Raw genomic sequence first — 21731 nt, 5'->3', positions numbered from 1 at the left:
ACGGAGTAACAGACCGGGGCGGTTTTGGTGCCCGCTGTGGGGTTGCTCCGTCAGCTGTCCGGGCGGTCGGCGCGTGGGGCGGGCCGGAGTACTGGGGGTGTGTCGCTGCGGGGGACCTTGGGTGCTGCGATTGTGTACCTATGAGTGAGCGGGCGCCGGTGCAGACGTTTGTTGTCGGCATTGATCGGGAGGTTGTGCTGCGGCGGCGGGGTTTGGTCAGCAGGGTGCAGCGGCGGGGGGCTTGGGTCACGTTGGTGATCGGGGCCTTGGGCATCCTTGTGGCGCTGGTCGCGTTGGTTGCCTTCCGGGGTGCGGGGTTGTGGCCGTTTGCGTTGCTGCTGATCGCGGCGATGGTGCCCTTGGTGCTCAGTACCGTGCTTGCGCTCAGGCTGGAGAAGGAGCGGCAGGAGTGGTACGCCGCGAACGAGTTGCCGCCGGTCGCGATGCGGATGTCGCCGAAGGCGCTCGAACTCGCGGTCGAAGGCGCTGCCTTCCCGGTGATCCTGCCTTGGAAGACGGTGAAGGGGTTCCGGCAGGTGAAGATCTTCCGGCTGTTCGTGCTTGAGCTGCGGCTGGCTCCGGGGATCGGGGCCACCACGGCCGGAGTACGGGGACTCGATCAGCCGGCCGTGCGCGCTGTCATCAAGCCGAGTCCGCTGCTGAAGCCGACCGGGCTGTACCTCGTGAACGCGCTCGACCAGCCGGTCCACGTGATCGACCAGGCGCTCAAGCACTTCTCCGGCGGCACGGCCGGCATCGAGCACTGAGAACGGCTCAGCAGCCCAGGGCTTGGTAGGTGTAGCCCTGGGCGGTCAGTTTGGTCAGGGCGTGGTCCAGGGCGGCGACCGTCTGGGCACGGTTGCCGCCGCCGTCGTGCATCAGGATGATCGCGCCGGGGCGGGCGCCCTGGAGGATCGCGCGTTCGATCTTCGCCGTGCCGGGCTTCTCCCAGTCGAGGGTGTCGACGTCCCAGAGCACCTGGCGCTGGTGGTACGACGCCGCGACCGCCGCCACGTGCGCGTTGGTGGCGCGGTACGGCGGACGGAAGCACTTCGACGGCACGCCCGACGAGATCTCCTGGCGGATCTTGGCCGGCGTCAGGTGGGTCAGCATCGGGTGGTCCCAGGTGTGGTTGCCGACGTGGTGCCCGAGGCGCTTCTCCAGTGCCACCAGGTCCGGGTGCGCGGCCGCCTCACGGCCGAGCACGAAGAACGTCGCCTTCGCCTTGTGCTTGGCGAGCAGGCTGAGCACGCGCGGCGTCCACTCCCGCTGCGGCCCGTCGTCGAAGGTCAGGTAGAGCACCTTCCCACCAGGCCCGTGGGGCTGGGCGTTCCCCTGATGCGTGACCGGGTGGGACGTTTGCCCGGTCCGCCGCGCCGGCGGCGTCGTATGGCGGCCTTCCGGTACGACGGCCAGCGGTCCGTGGTTCGCGGCGGGTCTCACCTCGGTTTGCGCGACCGGGCCCGCGGTCGCGTGGTCGGAGGAGGGCTTGGCTGCTTGGGCGAGGGCGGCCCCGAACAGGACGGCAGCGACGAGCAGGAGTCTGCCGGGCGGCAAGGTCATGGGCGGCATCTTCTCGCGGGGAAGGGGCCATCCCATCACCACCCCGGGGTGTGTCGCCCGTATCGTGCAGCCCAGGCCGCGTCCTCCCCGCCCGGGAACCAGAGGACAAAGGTCCTCCCCGCCCGGGAGGACAGCGCCCTGAAGCCAGAACCCAACGATGCGTGAGGCGAATCATGACGGACAGCAGGAGCGAGGACCAGGCGGTTGACCGGAGCATGGGCAGGCGAACGGTGATCGGGGGCGCCGCTGCGACGGCCCTGGCCGCGGCCGGCTTCCAGGCGGTCCCCGCGTACGCCGGCGGCTCGTACAGCGGGGGATCCAACGGACGGACGGTCCGGCTCAGCGTGATGGGCACCACCGACCTGCACGGCAACGTCTTCAACTGGGACTACTTCAAGAACACCGAGTACGACGACACCGCGCACAACGACATCGGCCTGGCCAAGGTCTCGACCCTGGTCAAGGCGGTCCGCGCCCGGATCGCCAAGGAGCGCCGTACTCCGGCCCCGCTGATGCTCGACGCCGGTGACACCATCCAGGGCACCCCACTGGCCTACTACTTCGCCAAGATCGAGCCGATCACGGGCGGCCACGTGCACCCGATGGCCGCGGCGATGAACGAGATCGGGTACGACGCCGCCGCACTCGGCAACCACGAGTTCAACTACGGGCTCGACATCCTCCGCAAGTTCCAGCGGCAGTTGCGGTTCCCGCTGCTCGGCGCCAACGCGCAGGACTGGACCACCGGGCTGCCGGTCTTCCCGCCGTACGTGCTGAAGCGGGTGCATGTACCGGGCGAGAAGCCGATCACGGTCGGCATCCTCGGTCTGACCAACCCGGGCATCGCGATCTGGGACAAGGCGAACGTCGAGAACAAGGTCAAGTTCGGCGGCATCGTCGAGCTCGCCAAGGTCTGGGTGCCGCGGGTCCGCAAGGCCGGCGCCGACGTGGTGATCGTGTCCGCGCACTCCGGCATGGACCTGTCCTCCTCGTACGGCGACGCGCTGCCGGTCCCGGAGAACGCCTCCGCCCTGATGGCCGAGGAGGTCCCGGGCATCGACGCGGTGCTCGTCGGGCACGCGCACCTGGAGATCCCCGAGCGCCTCGTGACGAACAAGGCGACGGGCGAGTCCGTAGTACTGGTCGAGCCGCTCAAGTGGGGCATGCGGCTCGCTCTGATCGACCTGGACCTGCAGAAGGTCCGCGGCCAGTGGAAGGTGGTCGGCCGGCACAGCCAGGTGCTGAACGCGAACACGGTCGCCGCCGACCCGAACGTCACCAAGCTGCTGCAGAAGGACCACGACAAGGTCGTCGAGTACGTCAACTCCAAGATCGGTACCTGCACCGAGGCGATGTCCGCGGCGACCGCGCCCTGGGAGGACACCGCCGCGCTGGACTTCGTGAACTTCGTCCAGGCCGACGCGGTCAGCAAGGCCCTCGCCGGTACTCCGGAGGCGGCGTTGCCCGTGCTCGCGATCGCGGCGCCGTTCAACCGGGCGGCGGCGATCCCCGCGGGTGACGTCTCCGTGCGGGACGTCGCCGGGTTGTACATCTTCGACAACACCCTGCTCGCGGTGACGATGACGGGCGCTCAAGTGAAGGACTACCTCGAGTTCTCCGCGCAGTACTTCAAGCAGGTCAGCGGCCCGGGGCCGTTCACGCCGGACCAGGTGACGAACGCGCCGACGCCGACCGCGCCGGGCGGGACGCCGGACTACAACTACGACATCCTCGGCGGGCTGGCGAAGCCGCTGGCGTACAAGATCGACATCGCGAAGGCGGTCGGGGCGCGGATCAGCGACCTGACGTACGGCGGGGAGGCGGTGACGGCCGACCAGCAGTTCGTCGTCGCGGTGAACAACTACCGCCAGTCCGGCGGCGGGAACTTCCCGCACGTCAAGACCGCCCCGGTGCTCTACAACCGCCAGGTCGAGATCCGCCAGCTGATGATCGACTACGTCACCACCACCGGCGAAGTGAACCCGAACACCTTCCACACCACCGACTGGTCCCTCACCGCCAACGGCGCCCCCGTCGTCATCACGCCCTGACTCCCCCGCCCCCTCCTCCCCGCCCCGGCTCACACCTCCGCGCTGCTCGAGAACGCACGCGAGGTGTGAGCCGGCGCTCATTCGTGGATCAGCGTTCTGGGCAACCGCATTCCCGCCCCGAAATCCACGACTCAGTCCGTACTGGTACGTCGGCAGCGGATGCAAGCATGCATCCGGGATGTCTGTGGAAGTGGTGGTGGCTGTGGGCAACGATCAGCTGGTTGCCGAGATCACCAGTCGCCCGGGTGATGGCACCTCCGTCCACTTCACTCTGGGGCCCGTGCAGTTCGCTCTCGGGCAGTACGAGCCGGCGCCGGCGACGGGTGCGCGGTTCAACTTCGAGGTCGCCGAATCCGCGACGGCGACGGCAATGAACTGGGGTTCGTGCAGAAGTAGTCAACCCGCCGGGAGTGGTGCTCGGCCAGGGTGCAGGAGCCTGGGTCCTCGAGCCTGGTTGCGGGCGGGTGATTAGTCGGCTAAGTTTTTGGTTAGCCGACTAAAGGATGGAATGGTCATGGATCTGGGATTGCGCGACGCGGCCGTGTTGGTGACGGGCGGGTCTTCGGGGATCGGGCGGGCGACGGCGGTCGGGTTTGCCCGGGAGGGGGCTCGGGTGGCGATCACCTACAACTCCCGACTGGACGCGGCCGAGGAGGTCGCCGGGGAGATCAAGGCCGCCGGCGGCGAGGCGTTCGTCGTACCGATGGACCTGCGGGAGCCCGAGTCCGTCGAGGAGGCGGTCGGGGCGGTTGTCGCCGCGTGGGGTGGGCTCGACGTGCTGGTGGGGAACGCGGTGAACTGGGGGAGCGGCAGCTTCCACGACCGGCCGACCCGGATCGAGGATGCGCAGGCCGAGCAGTGGGTGCCGGTGATGCGGGCCAACCTGGAGGGCAATTTCCACCTTGTCCAGCAGGCGGCTCCGGCCCTGCGGCAGTCGAACCAGGGCCGGCTGGTGTTGCTGTCGACGGATCTGGCCGAGCGTGGCATGGCCGGTTCCTGGGCGTACGGCGCCGCGAAGGCCGGGTTGCACGGCATGGTGGCGAGCCTGCAGCACGACCTCGGCCAGGACGGCGTACTCGTGAACATCGTGATGCCCGGCATCACCCTCGAGAACGGCGAGCACCGGGTGATCCCGCAGCCCGCGCTGGCGGAGATCGCACAGAAGTTCACCGCCCGGCGGCTCCCCGAGGCGGCGGACGTCGCGGCCGCGATCGTCTTCCTCTGCTCGCCGCGGACCACCGCCACGCAGGGCGAGATCATCCGCGTCAACGGCGGCTCGCCGATCCCGGCCTGACCGATCGCGCCACATCGGCGACACGGCAACGCCCGGAGATCAGGCCTGAGGCTTGTACCGTAGCTGTCAGGACACTCTGAAGGAGCGTTGCGATGACGCGGGCGTTGATCGTGGTCGATGTGCAGAACGACTTCTGCGAGGGCGGGAGCCTGGCCGTCCGCGGCGGCGCCGACGTGGCGTTCCGGATCGGGCAGCTGCTGCACCAGTGGCACGAGGCCGATGAGAAGGACCGGGAGTACGCGTACGTCGTCGCGACCCGGGACCACCACGTCGACCCGGGCGACCACTTCTCCGCGAATCCCGACTTCGTCACCTCCTGGCCCCGGCACTGCGTGGCCGGCACGGACGGCGTCGGCTTCCACCCGAACCTCGACCCGCAACCGTTCGACGCGATCTTCGACAAGGGCGAGCACGCCGCGGCGTACTCCGGGTTCGAGGGGAAGTGCCAGGACGGCCAGGGGCTGGCCGCGTGGCTGCAGGAGAAGGGCGTCACCCAGGTCGACGTGTGCGGGATCGCCACCGACTACTGCGTCCGCGCGACCGCCCTCGACGCGAACAACGCAGGCTTCGGTACGACGGTGCTGGCCCGGCTCACCGCAGGGGTGGCACCGGCCAGCACCGAGCAGGCCATCACCGACCTGCGCACTGCGGGAGTCACTGTCACTACCTGACGGTTCCAAGTCGTCATGGGCGGACGTGAGTTTCCCGACGAGTGGCCCACCGTCAAAACCGAGCCCCGAGACGCCGACCTGATGGTCGGTGAGAACGACACAGTGGACCACTGGGTCGCGTGTTACCGGGAGCAGATTGAGCAGTCCCGCGCTGTCGCGGCTTCGATGGATCTTGACAGTCCATGCGCGCGGCCAGACCTCATCGAGTGCAACGTGCGATACGTCCTGTTCCACATGATCGAAGAGACCGCGCGCCATGCCGGCCACGCGGACATCATCCGCGAGACCCTCGACGGCTCACGCGGAATGTGAGCCATACCCGGCGCAGCCCGGCCCCCTTCGCTCGTACCGAAGGGGGCCCGGTGCAACTAGAGCTCGCCAAAGCAGTTGCCGGACGAACACTGCATGTCCGGCGGGGCGCGCTACGAAACTGAAGTGGCGGGACCGCGCAGTGAATTCGACCGCGAAGAGGGCGATCGCGAGCAAGACCGGGATCCTGACCACAGGGTGGTATCGCGGCCCCTTCGTGTATCAGGGGGTGAACAACTTCCACTGGCCCTCGGAGATGACTTCGACGGTGCCGTCGGTCACTTTGATGGCGGTCTGGTCGTCGATCGCGTACGTCGGCGCGGGAATCCGTGCCGCCCACTTCTCTGCGTTGGCCAAGGAAGCGTCGGGGTGGTAGGGGTGGTCCAGGTGCGGGATCACCGCGAAGTCAACGAGTCCCACTCCCTGTCCCGTGACCAGGATTCTGTCGACGTCTCCTTGGGGTGTGGCGAAGACGATGTCCTCCGATTTCAGTGGTCCGTCGTTTCCGCGGGGCGGTTCGGTGTAGGTCTCGACGAAGGTGGAGGTAGCAGCGATGCTCCCGGCGCTCACCCCCACGTAGACCGCCTCGGAGCGCAGCGTCGGCAGGAGATCGGCCAAACCGGAGCGCTGCATCCAGTTTGCGAGAAACAGGGGGTCGCCGCCCCCTACCAGCAGCGCGTCGGCGTCGCGGACCGTTGGCACCCAAGCAGCCTCCTCGATGCTCGGCAGCACCGACAACTCCAGGATCCCCAACGATTTCCACCCCAGTTCGCACAACTTCGATGGAGTCTCGCCGCTGATCGCCCGCGACGCCATGTAGGGGCCGCCGGGGAAGGGGTAGATGGCGGTGGGGATGAAGAGGGCGTTGGACTCGGCGATCGGTTTGCCTAGCAGGTCGACCAGCGTGTCGTGGATGCTCGCGTTCTTGACGCCACCGGAAGTGAGAAGAAGCCTCATGTCGCCTTTCCTTGGTTGTCTGGCGAGTGCGATGCCGCCGAGCCGTCGTCAGGCGTCACACCGAGCTCACAGTCTGTCAGTAGCGGTGGAGCGAGCGCCCTCATGTGCGGCCGCTCACCCCTGCAACGAACGTCTCTGCCCCGATCCGACAGCGCCTCCCGGATTTCTCCAAGAAACTTTCTGGTAGCCAGCGCACGATGGCGCCATATCGACAACTTGGTATGGTGCCCGGGTTGTGCCGCTTGGAGCGATTCGGCGGTTCTCAGAGGAGAGGGGCAAGGCGAACGATGCGGGCGTCAGAGGCCCAGCGTGCGGTGGCTGCGGCCATGTCTATCGCCTCATCCCTCGGACTGCCGGTCGACGACGCGATCGTTCTCAATGACTCGAACAAGCTCACTCTGCGTCTTCTGCCTTGTGACGTCCTGGCCCGGGTGGCACCTGTGGCCGAGCAGGTCGCACAGTTCGAGATCAAGCTTGCTCAACGCCTCGCCGAGTCCGGGAGCCCTGTGGCTGCTCTCGAGCCTCGAGTGGAACCGCGTGTCTATGAGCGTGATGGCTTCGTGGTCACGCTGTGGACCTACTACGAACCCGTGACACCTGAAGAGGTCTCACCAGCCGACTACGCCCATGCGCTCGAGCGGCTGCATGCCGGCATGCGCAAGCTCGATATCCCGACGCCGCACTTCACAGATCGAGTTGAGAGTGCCCAACAACTCTTGGCAAGCCGTGACCTCACCCCAGCGCTTGCCGACGCGGACCGGGAGCTCCTGAGTAACACGTTACGAAGCCTGAGACGAGCGATCGACGAAAGCGGCCCCGCCGAGCAGCTTCTGCACGGCGAGCCTCATCCAGGCAACCTGCTCACCACGAAGACCGGGCTGCTGTTCATTGATCTTGAGACGTGCTGCCGTGGGCCTGTCGAATTCGACCTCGCACATGCACCCGAAGAGGTCAGCGAGCACTATCCAGATGTCGATCAGGATCTGCTGCGCGAGTGCCGGATCCTTGTGCTGGCGATGATCACAACGTGGCGCTGGGATCGAGGCGACCAACTCCCGAACGGGCGCCAACTGGGCACAGAGTGGCTAAGCCAGATCCGAGCGGCGCTCGGTTGCAAGGCGCCCGAGACCCACAGCTGATCGCGGGCCATCGGGTTCCTTCGGTTCACGCCGGGCACCTCGGCGACGAAACGCCCGGCCACCTGCATGCGTTGGATGTCCGCAGGCGTCTTCAGTTCAATCACGTATACCTCGCGTCACAGGCGCCCGTACAGGCTGAGCCTGTCACTTAGGCTTGCGGCATGAAGTTCGACCAGCACACTCTCGTTCTGTTGGTGCCGCCGGCGGACGCGCCTGAGCTGAGCGAGCAGGAGGCTGACGCGCTCCAGGACGCACACCTCGCCTTCCGCGCGGATCTGCGCGAGCAGGGCTATCTCGTCGCCGGCGGGCCATTGCTTGGTCAGGACGACGAGCGCTTGCGTGGAGCTTCGGTGATGTCGGTCGACCCGGAGACCGCGCGCGAGTTGTGCAGTGCCGACCCGGCGGTGCGGGCCGGCCGCCTCGAGGTACAGGTGATGACCTGGATGGTGCCTGCGGGCAACATCCGCTTCGAGAAGGTTTCCGCTCCGCGTTCGGTGGCCGAAGTAGACGCGGACTAACGCCGTCGCGTCGCGGCTCGCCGCCCTGCTAGCCCCCCGAGCGCCGAAGAACTCGGTCAACTATGGTTCCGTCCGTGGATGCCAAGACTGACGAGCTGAGGGCCGCACACGATGTGCTTGCGGAGTGGTATGCCGAGCGCCTGGTGGGAGCGCTGGACGCGATGCCCATCGAGCGGGCGGTGCTTGGGTTGTTCTGTGAAATGACCCTTGCCGCAGACCTCGGCACCGACGTCGCGGACATCGGTTGCGGGACCGGCCGGCTGGCTCCCTTTCTGAAGGGGCACGGTGTGACCCCACGCGGGGTCGATCTCTCGCCCGAGATGGTCAACGTCGCCCGGCGTGACTATCCGGACTTCACCTTCGAGGTCGCGGACCTGCGGGACCTGCCCTTCGCAGACGCCTCGCTGGCAGGGGTGGTGTGTTGGTACTCGCTGATCTTCCTCGCGCCTGCCGACCGTCCGGTCGCCTTCGGCGAACTCGCCCGCGTCGTGAAGCCCGGGGGCTACCTGGTCACCGCCTTCAAGGACGGTGACGGCAAGCTCCGGCGCGGCGGCCGCAGCGCCGGCCTCGGGGTCGAGTTCGACGGGTACTGGCTGTCGGCGGACGAGATGCAGCGCCGGCTCGCCGACGCCGGGTTCGCGACGGCGTTCTGGGCCGGCCGGCCCGCCGAGGAGCAGGAATCCACTCCGCAGGGTTACCTGCTCGCTCGGAGAACCTGAATCCAAGGCGGACCGGCAGTTACGGACGGCTCCTAGCCAACGGCCTCAGAAACTGACCGCGCTGATTACTTACGCCCCTGCTTCGTGGGCGGGATGATCGTGCTGTCGCCGGGGTTGGCTTTCGGCTGTTTGGGTTGCTTGGGTTTGCGGACTTCGCGTCCGCCCTTGTTCTTGGACATCTCGGGCTCCGGGGCTCGGTTCGGATGGGCTGGGTTCGCTGGGCGAACCTCGTACGCCGCGGTACTCCTGGGCCTCGGTTGTTGCACTTGACGGTACACCTCTGGGGAGATGTTCAGCTGAGATCGGCCAGTTGTTTGCGAAGGCGGTCGGCGTACGGCGGGAGGCGGCGGTCCGCGACCTCGAGGGCCTGGTACGGCGCGATCGAAGTGCCGCGTTGGCGCGGCGTGACTCACTGGCCTAGCAATAGCTCAGTGACCCATTGTCAATAAGGTGGTCTCATGGCCGACGACCGCTTCCCCCGCCCCGTACTCCGTACCCGGCTGTATGAGCAGGTCGCCGAACAGATAACCGGGTGGACCACGTGATGCTGGTCAGCGACGTCGCGCTGCTGCGCGAGCAGCCGTGACGGGGCTCGAACAGGTGGCGATCCTGGCGGCCGGGCTCATCGCGGGCATCCTGACGTCGACGGTCGGGGTCGCCTCGCTGGTGAGCTTCCCGGTGCTGCTCGCGATCGGTATCCCGCCGGTGGTCGCGAACGCCTCGAACACGGTCGGCCTGATCCCGGCCGGGCTCAGCGGCTCGCTGGGCTATCGCCGCGAACTGCGGGAGCAGCCGCACGTCACCTGGTACGTCGTCGCCACCTGTGCGATCGGATCGATCGGGGGAGCGGCGCTGCTGTTGTGCCTGCCTGCCGGCGTGTTCGAGGTCGTCGTACCTTGGCTGATCCTCTTCACCTGCCTGATCGTCGGCGCGCAGCCGTGGATCTCGCGCTGGCTGCGGTCGCGGCACGAGGACCCGGATTCGCTCGAGCCGCGGACGTCGATGTCGCCGGTCACCACCTTCTTCGCCGCGCTGACCGGCGTCTACGGCGGGTACTTCGGAGCCGGGTCCGGGGTGATGATGATGGCGGTGCTCGGGCTCGGCCTCGACCTGGAGTTGCGGGTCGTCAACGCACTCAAGACGCTGGCCGTGCTCGCCGCGAACGTGATCGCCGGGCTGATCTTCGTCTTCGTCGCCGACCTCAACCTGACCGCGGTCGGTCTACTGGCTGCCGGTTCGGTAGTAGGCGGCTACACCGGAGCCCACATCGGCCGCCGGCTCCCACCCACCCTCCTCCGCATCCTGATCGTCCTGGCCGGCATCACCGCCGCCATCGTGATGCTCCGCTAGCTGTTCCTGCGTGCCCATTGACCTGGACAAGCGATCGCCCATCAGATGACGGGCAGGAGGGCGTGGGCGAGGATCAGCAGGACGATGATCGTGTTGGCGAGGCGGTGCTCGGCGAGGATGGCGATGAACTCGCGGATGGTTGCGCTCGGCCAGTAGTACGCGGCGGTCGGGGAGCCGATCACCTGGCCGTTGACCTTCGCCTTGCGGGCGATGAAGGCGGCGCGGAGGGCGTGGAAGTTGTTCGTCACCACCAGACAGCGGTACTTCGGGACCAGGCCGACCATGATCTCGCGGCTGAAGGTGAGGTTCTCGAAGGTCGACGTCGAGCGGTCCTCGCGCAGTACGCGGTCGGCGGGGATGCCGTGCTCGATCAAGTAGTCGGCCATCGCGTGTGACTCCGGCACGTCCTCGTCAGGTCCTTGACCACCCGAGGTGATCAGCAGCGGAGTTCGGCCTTTGCGGGTTTGCTGGTCGTAGACGGCGTGGGCGCGATCCAACCGGCTGGCCAGCAAAGGTGGCACCCTGCTGCCTCGGAGTCCGGCGCCGAGCACGACGATGAAGTCGACCTTCCGGCTGAACCTGAAGCGCCCGTAGACGAAGGCGTAGAGCAGGAAGCAGACGAACAGGAACGACACGTACGTGAGGACCCCGATCAGCACGCTCCGCACGATCTCCAGCGGACGCCAGCCCATCTGCTGCACCAGCACGCTGAACACGACGAACCCGATGATGCCCAGCCCGGCCAGCAGCGACAGCAGGTTGGCCGGGCGGCGGCCTTCGCGCCGCAGCATGACCACGCCGTTGGCGATCAGGAACACCGCCAGCACCGCGATGCTCAGCGGGATGCAGACGAGAACGGCGACGACGAGTACCTTGGCCGCCGACTCCGAGACCTTCTCGAGGGCGAACACCACGCCGAGACCCGCGAACAGCAACATCAGCACGAGGTACACCCCGTTGCGCAGCAGCCGTTGATCGCGCAGGAAGCTCACCAGGAACAGCACGAGCCAGACCCCGGCCATGCCGAACGAGATGATCACGCCGGGTATCAAACCACGGGCCGAGCACTCACCGCCGGATCACGAGGGCGGGTTGCCGGACCGTAACTCCTGCCGGACCGCCTCGGTCCGGGTGACGAGTTCGTCGATGGTGATCCGGTCGAAACCACGGACCGCGCTGCGCACAATGCCCTTGCCAGGGGCAACCAGTTCCGCGGGGATCGCGGCCGAGCCGTGGAGAGCGCCGAAGACGCTGCCGGCGGTGGCGCCGTTCGAGTCGGTGTCCCGCCCGGCGCCGACGACCAGTCCGAGCGTCCGCACGTAGTCGTCCTCACCCCAGAGCAGCCCGGCGCTGATGATCGCCGCGTTGTTCAGGGTGTGGACCCAGTTGTAGTCGAGCTTGTGGTCGATCCAGTCCAGTGCCTCGGCGGCGGTCGCGCCCGCCTCGGACAGGTCAAGCAGTTTCTGCTGGCTCTCGGCCATCCGTGAGCGCGATGGAACCACCGACAGCGCAGTACGGAGTGCGTCGGCGGCGGTGTCGGCGACGAGAGCCTGGGCGACCAGCGCGGCTGCCCACTGGGCGCCGTAGATGCCGTTGGCCGTGTGGGAGAGGACCGCGTCGGTGCGGGCCATGCGTGCCGCACTGGTCGGGTCGCCGGCGTTCACGTAGCCGTAGGTGTCCACCCGGATCAGGGCACCGATCCACTCGCGGTACGGATTGCGGTTGGTGGCGGTGTTCGGTGGCTTGAGGCCGCTGACCAGGTTCCGGTACGCGACCCGCTCGGCGGTGTAGGTCTGGGTGAACGGCATCCGGTCGAGCCACTCGCGGGCGATGTCCTCGGTCGACAACTCGGCGCCGTAGGTCTCCAGCAGATGCAGCCCGAGGATGGTCCAGTCGAGATCGTCGTCCCGGGGGATCGCGTCGAACCGGCCGGCCGAGGCCTCCGCCGCCGACGGGTGCAGCGAACCGATCCCCTCGGGGAGCGGGTCCACCAACGGGACGAAGCCGCTCAACGGCCAGTCGCCCGCGGCCCGCAGGTAGCGCTCCACCTCGGTGTGGCTTAGCCCTTCGACCGGCTTGCCCATGGTGTTGCCGATCGCCCGGCCGAGCCAGGCGCCGCGGATGCGGTCCGGTACGTCGTCGCCGGCCGGGGTGACGGCCGCCCCCGCGCCGAGGGAGGACAGGTCCGACGGCTCGTCGTACGGCCAGTCCTCCCGGCGGCGCAGGTCGCGCAGCGCGTACTCGATGGCGGCCAGTTCGTGCGGATCGTCCGCCGCGGCCGCCGCGCGGGCCCGGTCGAGCAGGTTGCCGGCCGGGTACCCGGCGCTCAGCAACTGCTCGGCCTCGTCGGGAACGAGGTCGCGGGGATCCAGGACGTTGTGCACGGGTGCTCCTTGAACTGACCGCCATCGGGCGGTGGCCTCAGGCCGGACTGCGGTGGCGTCAGGCCAGACTGGTGAGGGACGAGATCGTGGCCTTGTGCAGGTGGCTGATCACGTTCAGGGTCTTCGGGTCCGAGCGGTAGACGTGCGAGCCGGACTCGAACACCAGGTACGCGCGGCCGCCGTACTCCGTGATGCCCTCCGACATGCTCGGAGCGCGGAAGCAGCTCAGCTTCGCCTTGTCCAGATCCGGCTGGCCGCGGCGCACGACGTACAGGTTGCTGCGCTTGTCGCGGCCGTACGACGTGCTGAAGACGAAGTGGCTGCCGGTGACGAGCAGGCCCTGGGTCTTGGTCGGCACCTCCCACGCCTTGTTGATGGTGGTCAGCGAGCCGTTGCTGTTGATCTTGTACTGGTACATCTTGTCGCGGCCCTTGTCGTTGAACTTGCCGGACCAGACGTAGCCGCCGTAGCTGGTCAGGAAGGACGCGCCGTAGACCTTGCGTTCTGTGCCGACCGCCTTCAGGTACGGCGTGCCGGCCGCCTTCATCGCGGACTTCAGCGAGGACAGCTTGTACTTGCGGATGCCGTTGGTGCTGCCCTGAACGAACGCCCAGCCGTTGCTGGTGGTGATGCCGCCGCCGTGGGTGGCGGCGATGGCGACCACGCCGACCGTCTTGTTGGTGGCCGGGTCGATGCCGATGATCTGCGAGTTCGCGCCCGTCCGGTACGCCGTGACCAGCAGCAGGTCCTTCGAGCCGTCCCAGTTCCACCAGGTGCCGACGCCCTGCGGGGTGTAGCTGCCCAGGTTCGGTACGGCGGCGCTGTTGCTGAAGCGGGCGTCGTAGACCTTCGAGGCCGACGGCCCGTCGTAGAACGGCTTGCCGCCGGTCGCGGTGCTGCAGCTGATCGCCGTCGCGGCAGCGGTGCTGCTGGTGGCCGCCTGGGAGGCGTCGGACCCCTTGACCGCCACGGTGACCGCTGTACCCGCGGCGAGCACGCTCGCGAGTCCGATCGCGGTGGCGACCCGGTGCCGGCGAAGGATGGTGATGCGACTCATGAATTCCTCTCTCGATCGTTCAGGTCCTTCGACCCTAAGCGGCGACCGGGGTCGACCTGGGGACCCGCGGTGGTGTGGGTTGTGTAAGGCTCGACACGAGAGTGCCGGTCGGCCGGTGCGGGATGAAGGGTGTGTCGAAGTGGGCGAGCTGACGAACTGGGCCGGCAACATCACCTTCTCCACGGAGGTCCGCCGGCCGGAATCCGTGCCGGAGCTGCAGGAGCTGGTCAGGGACTCGGATCGGGTCCGGGTGCTGGGGACCGGGCACTCGTTCAACCGGATCGCGGACACCACCGGCACGCTGGTCTCGGTGGCCGACCTGCCGCGGGTGATCACGGTAGAGGGCGACTCCGTCACGGTCTCCGCCGGCCTCCGGTACGGCGAGGTCACCGCCGCGCTCCAGGCCGAGGGGCGAGCCCTGCACAACCTCGGGTCGTTGCCGCACATCTCCGTCGCGGGCGCCTGCTCCACCGGCACGCACGGATCCGGCGACACCAACGGCACCCTCGCCTCTGCGGTCTCCGCGATCACCTTCATCGGCGCCGACGGCGAGCTCGTCACGCTCACCCGCGACGACCCCGACTTCCTCGGCTCGGTGATCTCGCTCGGCGCCCTCGGGGTCACGGTCCGCCTCACGCTCGACACACGGCCGGCGTACGAGATCAGCCAGGTCGTGTACGACGGGGTCCCGGTCGGGCGGCTCGGCCCGGACTTCGAGGAGATCTTCGCCAGCGCGTACAGCGTCAGCGCCTTCACCGACTGGCTCGACCCCGACGTGATGGTGTGGCGCAAGCTGCGCGCCGGTACGCCGTACGAGCCCGAGTGGCTCGGCGGGCGGATCGCCGATGGGGCCCGGCACCCGATCAAGGCGATGCCGGCCGACTTCGCCACCCAGCAGGGCGGAGTGCCCGGACCGTGGAACGAACGGCTCCCGCACTTCCGCCTCGAGTTCACCCCGAGCAACGGCGAGGAGTTGCAGTCGGAGTACTTCCTGCCGCGCGCCGTGGCCGGTCAGGCGTTCGAGGAGATGCGAACCCTCGGCAAGCGCTTCGAGGGGCTCCTGCAGATCTCCGAGGTACGGACGATCGCCGCGGACGACCTCTGGCTGAGCCCGAGCCAGGGCCGCGACACCGTGGCTCTCCACTTCACCTGGATCCAGGACGAGGCCGCCATCCGCCCGGTGGTCGGAGCTCTCGAGGCGGCCATCCTTCCGCTCGGCGCCCGCCCGCACTGGGGCAAGGTCTTCACCACCGACGCCGCCACCCTCCGCGAGTGCTACCCGAAGGTCCCCGAGTTCATCAGCCTCGCCGCGAAGTACGACCCGGCCGGCAAGTTCCGAAACGACTACCTGGACACCTACCTGCCGTCGGCCTAAGGGCTACGAGGCGAAGTACTCGCTGCCCGACTGCGGTTCGAAGGTTCGCGCAAGAGGCAAGGCTTCGGTCAGCGCGGCGATCTCGACCGTCGGCGCAGCTCCCACCAGCCGTGCGAGCAGCGTGTCGAGCGCGGTCGGATTGCTGAGGGCAACGGGGACGAAGCGGGCGATGAGTGCCGTCGTCTCGATCTCGGGCAGGTTGGCGGCCAGGACCTCGGCGGACAGCCACGTGGCCATCATCGGCGCGAACGCCGGGTCCGGCACCACGACCCAGGAGCCGTCCGGCAGGACGTCGGAGCGCGAGTGATCGGGATTGGCGTAGGCGAGAGCCGCGATGGGCAGGTGGAAGACGTCGAGAGCCAGCCGCTCGATCGTGTTGGCCTGGGAGACGACGTCCATCGCGACGTGGTCCTCGCGCCTGCGGAGGAAGAACTGCTCGCCGACCCGGTGCATGCTGCCGAAGTCGGCTGCTCGCGCCGAGGGTGAGGAGACGAAGTCCTCGACCTGCGTAGGGAGGTCGGCCGGCGGCTCCAGCCGCTGCGCCAGGCAGTTCACCATCGCCGTCATCCGGGCGGCGAACGGTGGATCCTGGATGTTGTGCGCGGCCAGCCGCGCCAGCTCCAGACAGCGGAGCCTTCGCTGCGGGAACTCAGGCCGTACGACGAGGTTCGCCTCGGCCAGCGTGAGCAACGCGGGCGCCCTGAAACCGGCGAAGCCGAGCCGGAGACCCGCGGCCTTGTCCAGGAGCCGGCCGGCCGTGACCGGATCGCCGGCACCAGCGAGCGTCTCGGCCATCGCGGCCATGCGGCGCCGGTGGAACGACCAGAGATCGTTGCCACCGGAGTGGTGCGGCGCGGGCCGGCCCTCGGCGTGATCGAGCAGATAGTCCGCCGTACGCTCGAGATCCTGCGCCGTCTCGGTGAGATCCGGCCGGGCGGCGGCGCCTGCCCGTCGGTCGACGCTGAACCGGAGAGAGTCGCCGAACCGGACCGGAGACGGGTTCAGCGCGCTCTCCACCACGTGGACGATGTGGAGGCGCGCCTGGGCCGGGTCCGGGAGCAGCCGGACGATGGCATCGAGGAGCACCGCGAGCGCGCGGTTCCGGTAGTCGGCGTACGGGTTGGCGCCCTGCAGGTCGATGTACGCGTCGAGCAGCGCGTCGCCGTGGCCCGGGTTCCCGAGCGCCGCGTTCACCAGCACCTGGACCTCGGCGTCGACGCTGAATTCCGGTGACTGATCGGGACCCTCGCTATAGCTGGACGCCCGGGAGCTCAGACCCTCGAGGTTGCTGCCGGCCGACAGCGCCGTGATGATCTGCTGCGCCTGGTCGAGCAAGACGTCATCGGCTCCCGGCGAGGACACGGCAGGCTGGGGATCCCGTGCCATCGCCCCGCGGACTCTGACAGTCAACTCCCCGAGCAGGGACATCCCACCACCGTCGTCGTCCAGCAACCGCCGCACCTCGTCTCCGGCCTGATCCACCGCCAGCCAGGCGATGCACAACCGGGCGGCGGTCCGCCAGAGGTCGCCGGCGGGGAGCAACTCGAGACGCCAGACCGCCTCTTCCCATTGCCCGCGCCGGGCCAGATCGAAGACGGCGGCCGGTTGCAGCCAGCGAGTGCGGGCGTCGACAAACTCCAACGACATGGTCGCGAGGGTGCTGACGTCGATGGGTTCGACCTCGGCGAGGCGCTCGATCAGATGGTTCATGTCGGCCACCAGGCCGGCGCCGTCGCCGACCTTCTCGACCCGCGCCGTCTGGTAGTCGTGGTTGCGGGTGAGCTCGACGATCGCGCGTAGCCGTGGCCCTTGGTCCGCGGGTGGTGTGTTCGCGACCTCCTCCAGATGGTGGCTGACCCCTTTGGCCAGGGCATACCGGCAGTGATGCTCATGCCAGCGGTCACACCACGACAGGATCGCTTCTCGCGCCTGCCGGGTGCCCTCGATGCCCAGTCCACGGGAGACATAGTCCTTGAGCCGCCAGTGCGCGAACGCGATTCCCACCTCCTCGAGATCGCCCCGGACATAACGCTTCACGGTGTTCAGGGCCGGTCCGAAGGAGAAGAAGTCGAGCCCGTCGGTCCCACTGATGTCGATCAGCTCGGCCTGCGTCATCGGCGCGAGCGCGACGGTGAGATACGACAGCAGCGTCCGTACTTCGGCGTTGGGCGCGGATCGGTTCAGATCGGCCCACCAAGCCCCGATGTAGTCCCGCAGGCCGTGCTCGACGCGGGCGAGGTCGTCGAGGTTCGCGATCTCGTGATCGACGACCTGGTCGCAGAGCAGCCGGACGTAGAACGGATCGCCCTGGGCGCGCTGGGTGAGAACCGCGAAGGCTTCCGGTTCGAGCAACCAGGCCGGCGCGCCGGCGCCTTCGAGAATGGCGCGTACCGCGGCGTCGTCGAACGTTCCGAGCCTCAGCACCTGGGGGTTCCGCAGCCCGAGTTCCCTGCGCCAGTCGGTTCCCGCGACGGACCGCGCGGAGAGCACGACATGCACCGCGGCGGGCAGTTCACGCGGCAGGGTCGCCTTCGACAGGGACCATCCTTCGATCTCGTCGACGCCGTCGATCACGATGACGACCGGCCCCGGCGGCGGGCGGCCGGCGTCCAGCAGATCCAGCCAGCTCGCCTCCAGGATGCCGAGCGACCCGGTCGCGTTCACCGGCCGCCCCCACGCCCAGGAGGCCTGCTGCAGCAACGACTGGAAGAAGTCGAACTCCCGGTCGGCCGTGCCGTACTGCCTGCTGATGAAGTGATAGACCGGGCTGACGTCGACCCGGTCGGTGAGGCGCCGGAGCCACTCGGCCAGCAGCGCTGTCTTGCCGGTGCCCGCGTCACCGGTCACCAGGCAGTAGCCCGACGGCTCGTCGGCGATGAAGCGGTCGAGGGTGCTGAGTTGCTCTTCCCGCCCGGCCACGAACGAGTACTCGTCCATGAGTTGGCGATAGCGCAGCCGCAGGTCCGCGTTGATCCGCTCCATGCCGTCCGGCTTCGGGTCGTAGACCTCGATCCCGACGATGTCCTGCAGATAGGCGACGTCGATGGCGAACTGGAACTCCCTGCCTGGGAAGGCCAGTTGCTCCAGTCCGGCCTCGGTCGCGCGGTCGTACGACATCAGCCCGTCCGTTCGCCCGCTGCCCTCGGGGGTGGCCGGATTGATGGCCTCCCTGGCCATCGCGAAGCCGGTGCACTCGACCAACGCGTACTCGCCTCGCGTGACCAGTTCGCGCAGTACCTCGCTGTCCGTCAACAGCCCGTCGGTGAACGCGCCGCCGTTCTCGCGCTGCCTGCGGACTCCGCTGTCCGCGCGACGTCTGTCGGTGCCCGTCGACACCGCGATGAGGGCGTGTCCGTCGAGTACCACGACGACGGGAAGCAGGTCCTTACCCAGGGCCGCTCCTGCCAGCAGCAGGGCCAGGTCCAAACAAGTGCCGTCACCCGCACCGCGCAGGATCGCGTCGGGCGGCCGCACTTCCTGGCGAGCCTCGTCGGCGCGGTACATCTCGCGGGACCAGCGGATGTCCATCGCCAGCAGTGCCTCGTACAACTCGCGGAGGATCAGGCTCAGGTTTCCCGCGGCGTGTGCGTCGGCAGTCGGGGAGGCGAGCCGGACCGAGCCGGCCGTGCTCGCGAGCACGTAACCAGCCAGAGCCTTCTCGTTGCCCTTCGGCCAGACCGGCCAGGTCATCCGGCCACCTCGAACACGTCCGTCACCGGAAGGGCCCGGTATTGCGGACCCGCCACCCCGACGGTCACCCGGTATTGGCCTGGCGCGAGCTCCCCCAGCTCGGCGACGGCGTAGTCGTCGGTCCTGGGGAGCACGATCTGCGTGGTGGCGCCCACTCCGCCGGTCGGCTCGACCACGACCCGCAGTACCGACTGGACGGGGTGGTTCTCCCTGTCGACCAGCCGCGCGCGCAGTACGACGGGTTCGTCCGGCAGGAACACGTCGTCGACGACGAGATCGACGGCGGTGATCCCTGGCGCGTAGCTGCCCTGGATGTCCCGCATGTGCATGCTCTGCGATTGGCGGAGCCGTTCGACCAGGTCGTCGAGCGCCGACGCGCTGTTCTGCAGACCGCTGTGCTTGGCCCCGACGAAGGTGGCGGCGAAGGCGGACTCCATCTCGATCGGGATGGCCGAGATCCGGGGCACCGTGCCGTCACCACCGGAGACGTCGTCCTCGATCCAGCCCGGCAGTTCGTTGTTCACCGTGAGTCGGTTGTCCTGCAGCAGAGCCGACTGCTGCGTGTCCTGGTAGACGCCGACGAAGGGCACGACGGCGTACGCCTTGTTGTACGCCGGGTCGTTGGCGTGCTCGTCGACCTTCGAGCGGATCTCGTCGTGGAACTCCGCGGCGGCCGCCACATAGCGGGCTGCCATTTCCTCGAAACCGGATTCGACCACGGGCAATCGGACCTCGCTCGGGCGCTTCCACTCGCCGTCCTGCCGCACAGATCTGTAGATCGGCAGCAGTTCGTAGACGGACGGGCAGCTGAGCAGCACCGCTGTCAGGTCGACGAAGGCTCTCTTGTAGCCGTTGGCCAGATAGCCGACCGCGTCGAGCGACCCGCGGTACGGCGTACCGAACGTCACCAGGGCTTTGGTCTCGCGCCATCCCTCGAGTACCTCGAGCCAGTAGCGGGCCACCAATCCGCCCATGCTGTGCGCGACCAGGATCAACCGCGCCTCGGGCTCGCCGGAGTGGTCGCGCCAGGCGGCGAGCTTGTCCCGGATACCGGCCTCGAAAGCCTGTGCGCCGGCGCGGTTGCTCAAGCGCCAGTCGTAGGGAAATGTCAGCAGATTCGCCGGGCCGGGGTCCGACCAACTCCCGGGCGTGACGTCGAACCTGCTCTCCAACGCGTCGTAGATCGGCTTGTAGCCGTCGATCTTCGCCAGGCCGAAGACACCGTGGAAGCCGTCGACCAGGCCGGTCGCGGTGATATCGGTCGGGGGAGGGTCGGACCGGGGATCGTGCTGCGGTACGGCGAGCTGCTGAAGGCTGTCGCCGCGGGAGCGGAGATAGGACCACAGGGCCCGGCCGGACACGTCCCACAGGTCGCGGCGGTCGCCGTTCCCGGTCGCTTGCGAGAGCACGCTGCCGGTGATTCCGGGCAGCACGACGATGACGTCACGCATCTTGAGCTTGGCCATCGAACCGGCCCCCCTTGCACCCTGAGGCCAAACAATCACTGCCCGCTGAGCAGGTCAACGGTTGACGCCCCGGAGACCTTGGCCTAACTTTGTCGAAACGCTTCGACGAAGCGTTTCGATGATCGCCGGAGGCGGGCATGGCGACGATGACCGACGTGGCTCGGCGAGCCGGGGTGTCGGTGAGCACGGTGTCGTACGTGTTGACCGGGACGCGGCCGATCTCGGAGGCGACCCGGGACCGGGTGCTCGCGGCGATGGCGGAGCTCGACTACCAGCCGAACGCGATGGCGCGCGGGCTGGCCAGCCGGAAGAGCAACATCGTCGGCTTGCTGCTGCCGCTCACCGGGCGTGGGCTGGGTGCCACCGAGACCGCGTTCGTCACCGGTGCCACCGAGGCCGCGCGCGAGGCCGGGTACCACCTGATGCTGTGTCCGGTCGGCGCCGCTGACAGTGATGAGCTGCAGTCGCTGGCGACCCAGCGGTTGCTGGACGGCTTCCTGGTGATGGAGGTGCAGTTGACCGATCGGCGGGTCGAGCTGCTCCGGAAGCTGGAGTCGCCGTTCGTGCTGATCGGGCGGACCGAGGACGGCGCCGGACTGGCCTGTGTGGACATCGATTTCGAGCAGACCGTGGACGACGCGGTCGCGCACCTGGTCGACCTCGGGCACGAGACCATTGCCTACATCAACCATTCTCCCGCCAGCCTGGCCAGCGGTTACGGCCCCGCCAAACGGACCGAGGCGGCCTTCCAGGCGGCACTCGAGCGGCACGGGATCACCGGCGTGATGGTGCCGACCGAGGACACCGCCGCCGGTGGCCGGGCCGCGATCCAGCGGGCGCGCGAGGAGTGCCCGGCGTTGACCGGCGTGCTGGTGATGAACGAGAACGCCGCGCTCGGGATCCTCGCGGAACTGCGCGAGGCCGGCCTCGACGTACCGGGTGATGTCTCGGTGGTGTCGATGGTGACCTCTGAAGTCGTCGCCGATCTGGCGAGTCCCGCGCTGACCGCGATGACGTCTCCGGGGGCTGTGCTCGGCGCGGCGGCCACCCGGGTGCTGCTGAAGAGGCTCGCCGAGGACGACGGTTCGACGTACGAGGAGTTGTTGCCCTGTGCGCTGGAGGTCCGGGGGACGAGCGGCCGGGCGAAGAAGAGGAAGACGGCCAGGAGTGCACGAGCAAAGAGGTAGT

The 21731-nt window shown here is 68.3% G+C and carries 18 protein-coding genes; 11 read left to right on the top strand and 7 right to left on the bottom strand.

The features are described from left to right. Positions 1-254: 254 nt before the first annotated feature. Positions 255-767, top strand: a complete 513-nt coding sequence (locus EV648_RS22330) for a hypothetical protein (protein ID WP_241995474.1) — start codon at positions 255-257, stop codon at positions 765-767. Between the two features lie 7 nt (positions 768-774). Here the strand turns inward: EV648_RS22330 and EV648_RS22325 are convergent, their stop codons facing one another. Continuing rightward, a complete protein-coding gene (locus tag EV648_RS22325; protein ID WP_132294983.1) occupies positions 775-1563 on the bottom strand; it encodes a polysaccharide deacetylase family protein in 789 nt (262 codons plus the stop codon). A gap of 173 nt (positions 1564-1736) precedes the next feature. On the opposite strand from EV648_RS22325, the gene EV648_RS22320 reads away from it, so the two are divergent. From EV648_RS22320 to EV648_RS22305, 4 genes are all read left to right on the top strand, one after another. Then, entirely contained in the window at positions 1737-3614 is a 1878-nt protein-coding gene (locus tag EV648_RS22320) for a bifunctional UDP-sugar hydrolase/5'-nucleotidase (RefSeq protein WP_132294980.1), read from the top strand. A 514-nt stretch (positions 3615-4128) separates the two neighbouring features. After that, positions 4129-4908 carry an SDR family NAD(P)-dependent oxidoreductase gene (locus EV648_RS22315; RefSeq protein ID WP_132294977.1) on the top strand — a complete coding sequence of 260 codons (780 nt, stop codon included), beginning with the start codon at positions 4129-4131 and terminating at the stop codon, positions 4906-4908. Between the two features lie 92 nt (positions 4909-5000). Next, entirely contained in the window at positions 5001-5579 is a 579-nt protein-coding gene (locus EV648_RS22310) for an isochorismatase family protein (RefSeq protein ID WP_132294974.1), read from the top strand. Positions 5580-5594: 15 nt separating this feature from the next. Continuing rightward, a complete protein-coding gene (locus tag EV648_RS22305; RefSeq protein ID WP_132294971.1) occupies positions 5595-5891 on the top strand; it encodes a DUF664 domain-containing protein in 297 nt (98 codons plus the stop codon). Between the two features lie 219 nt (positions 5892-6110). On the opposite strand, the gene EV648_RS22300 is transcribed toward EV648_RS22305, so the two are convergent. Then, positions 6111-6845 carry a Type 1 glutamine amidotransferase-like domain-containing protein gene (locus EV648_RS22300; protein ID WP_132294968.1) on the bottom strand — a complete coding sequence of 245 codons (735 nt, stop codon included), beginning with the start codon at positions 6843-6845 and terminating at the stop codon, positions 6111-6113. A 287-nt stretch (positions 6846-7132) separates the two neighbouring features. Here EV648_RS22300 and EV648_RS22295 point away from each other — a divergent pair, with 287 nt between their 5' ends. From EV648_RS22295 to EV648_RS22275, 4 genes are all read left to right on the top strand, one after another. Further along, a complete protein-coding gene (locus EV648_RS22295) occupies positions 7133-7984 on the top strand; it encodes a phosphotransferase enzyme family protein (RefSeq protein ID WP_132294965.1) in 852 nt (283 codons plus the stop codon). A 161-nt stretch (positions 7985-8145) separates the two neighbouring features. Next, positions 8146-8502, top strand: coding sequence for a YciI family protein (locus EV648_RS22290; protein ID WP_132294962.1), 357 nt, complete (start codon positions 8146-8148; stop codon positions 8500-8502). Between the two features lie 74 nt (positions 8503-8576). Next, positions 8577-9221: a class I SAM-dependent methyltransferase gene (locus tag EV648_RS22285; RefSeq protein ID WP_132294959.1), complete on the top strand. Its 645-nt coding sequence runs from the start codon at positions 8577-8579 to the stop codon at positions 9219-9221. Between the two features lie 582 nt (positions 9222-9803). After that, positions 9804-10571 carry a sulfite exporter TauE/SafE family protein gene (locus EV648_RS22275; protein WP_132294956.1) on the top strand — a complete coding sequence of 256 codons (768 nt, stop codon included), beginning with the start codon at positions 9804-9806 and terminating at the stop codon, positions 10569-10571. Between the two features lie 41 nt (positions 10572-10612). On the opposite strand, the gene EV648_RS22270 is transcribed toward EV648_RS22275, so the two are convergent. Genes EV648_RS22270 through EV648_RS22260 form a run of 3 tightly spaced genes read right to left on the bottom strand, consistent with a single transcriptional unit; the run spans position 10613 to position 14012 of the window. Further along, complete coding sequence (locus tag EV648_RS22270; RefSeq protein ID WP_199234751.1) at positions 10613-11611, bottom strand: YdcF family protein; 999 nt, start codon at positions 11609-11611, stop codon at positions 10613-10615. A 39-nt stretch (positions 11612-11650) separates the two neighbouring features. Beyond that, complete coding sequence (locus EV648_RS22265; protein ID WP_132294953.1) at positions 11651-12955, bottom strand: ADP-ribosylglycohydrolase family protein; 1305 nt, start codon at positions 12953-12955, stop codon at positions 11651-11653. A 58-nt stretch (positions 12956-13013) separates the two neighbouring features. Continuing rightward, complete coding sequence (locus tag EV648_RS22260; RefSeq protein WP_132294950.1) at positions 13014-14012, bottom strand: hypothetical protein; 999 nt, start codon at positions 14010-14012, stop codon at positions 13014-13016. A gap of 139 nt (positions 14013-14151) precedes the next feature. Between EV648_RS22260 and EV648_RS22255 the strand changes: the two genes are divergently transcribed. Further along, on the top strand, positions 14152-15387 hold the full coding sequence (locus tag EV648_RS22255) for a D-arabinono-1,4-lactone oxidase (RefSeq protein WP_241995472.1): 1236 nt from the start codon (positions 14152-14154) through the stop codon (positions 15385-15387). A 3-nt stretch (positions 15388-15390) separates the two neighbouring features. Here EV648_RS22255 and EV648_RS22250 read toward each other — a convergent pair whose 3' ends face one another. Continuing rightward, positions 15391-19077, bottom strand: a complete 3687-nt coding sequence (locus EV648_RS22250) for an ATP-binding protein (RefSeq protein ID WP_132294944.1) — start codon at positions 19075-19077, stop codon at positions 15391-15393. Continuing rightward, entirely contained in the window at positions 19074-20543 is a 1470-nt protein-coding gene (locus EV648_RS22245; protein ID WP_132294941.1) for a lecithin--cholesterol acyltransferase, read from the bottom strand. Before EV648_RS22245 ends, EV648_RS22250 begins: the two co-directional genes overlap by 4 nt. Positions 20544-20680: 137 nt before the next feature. Between EV648_RS22245 and EV648_RS22240 the strand changes: the two genes are divergently transcribed. Further along, positions 20681-21730, top strand: coding sequence for a LacI family DNA-binding transcriptional regulator (locus tag EV648_RS22240; RefSeq protein ID WP_132294938.1), 1050 nt, complete (start codon positions 20681-20683; stop codon positions 21728-21730). Position 21731: the final 1 nt, after the last annotated feature.

Origin of the sequence: Kribbella sp. VKM Ac-2568, from assembly GCF_004345365.1 — a bacterium.
Taxonomy (GTDB): domain Bacteria; phylum Actinomycetota; class Actinomycetes; order Propionibacteriales; family Kribbellaceae; genus Kribbella; species Kribbella orskensis.
The sequence above is the reverse complement of the archived record's forward strand: the minus strand, read 5'-3'. Positions and strand labels throughout refer to the sequence as shown.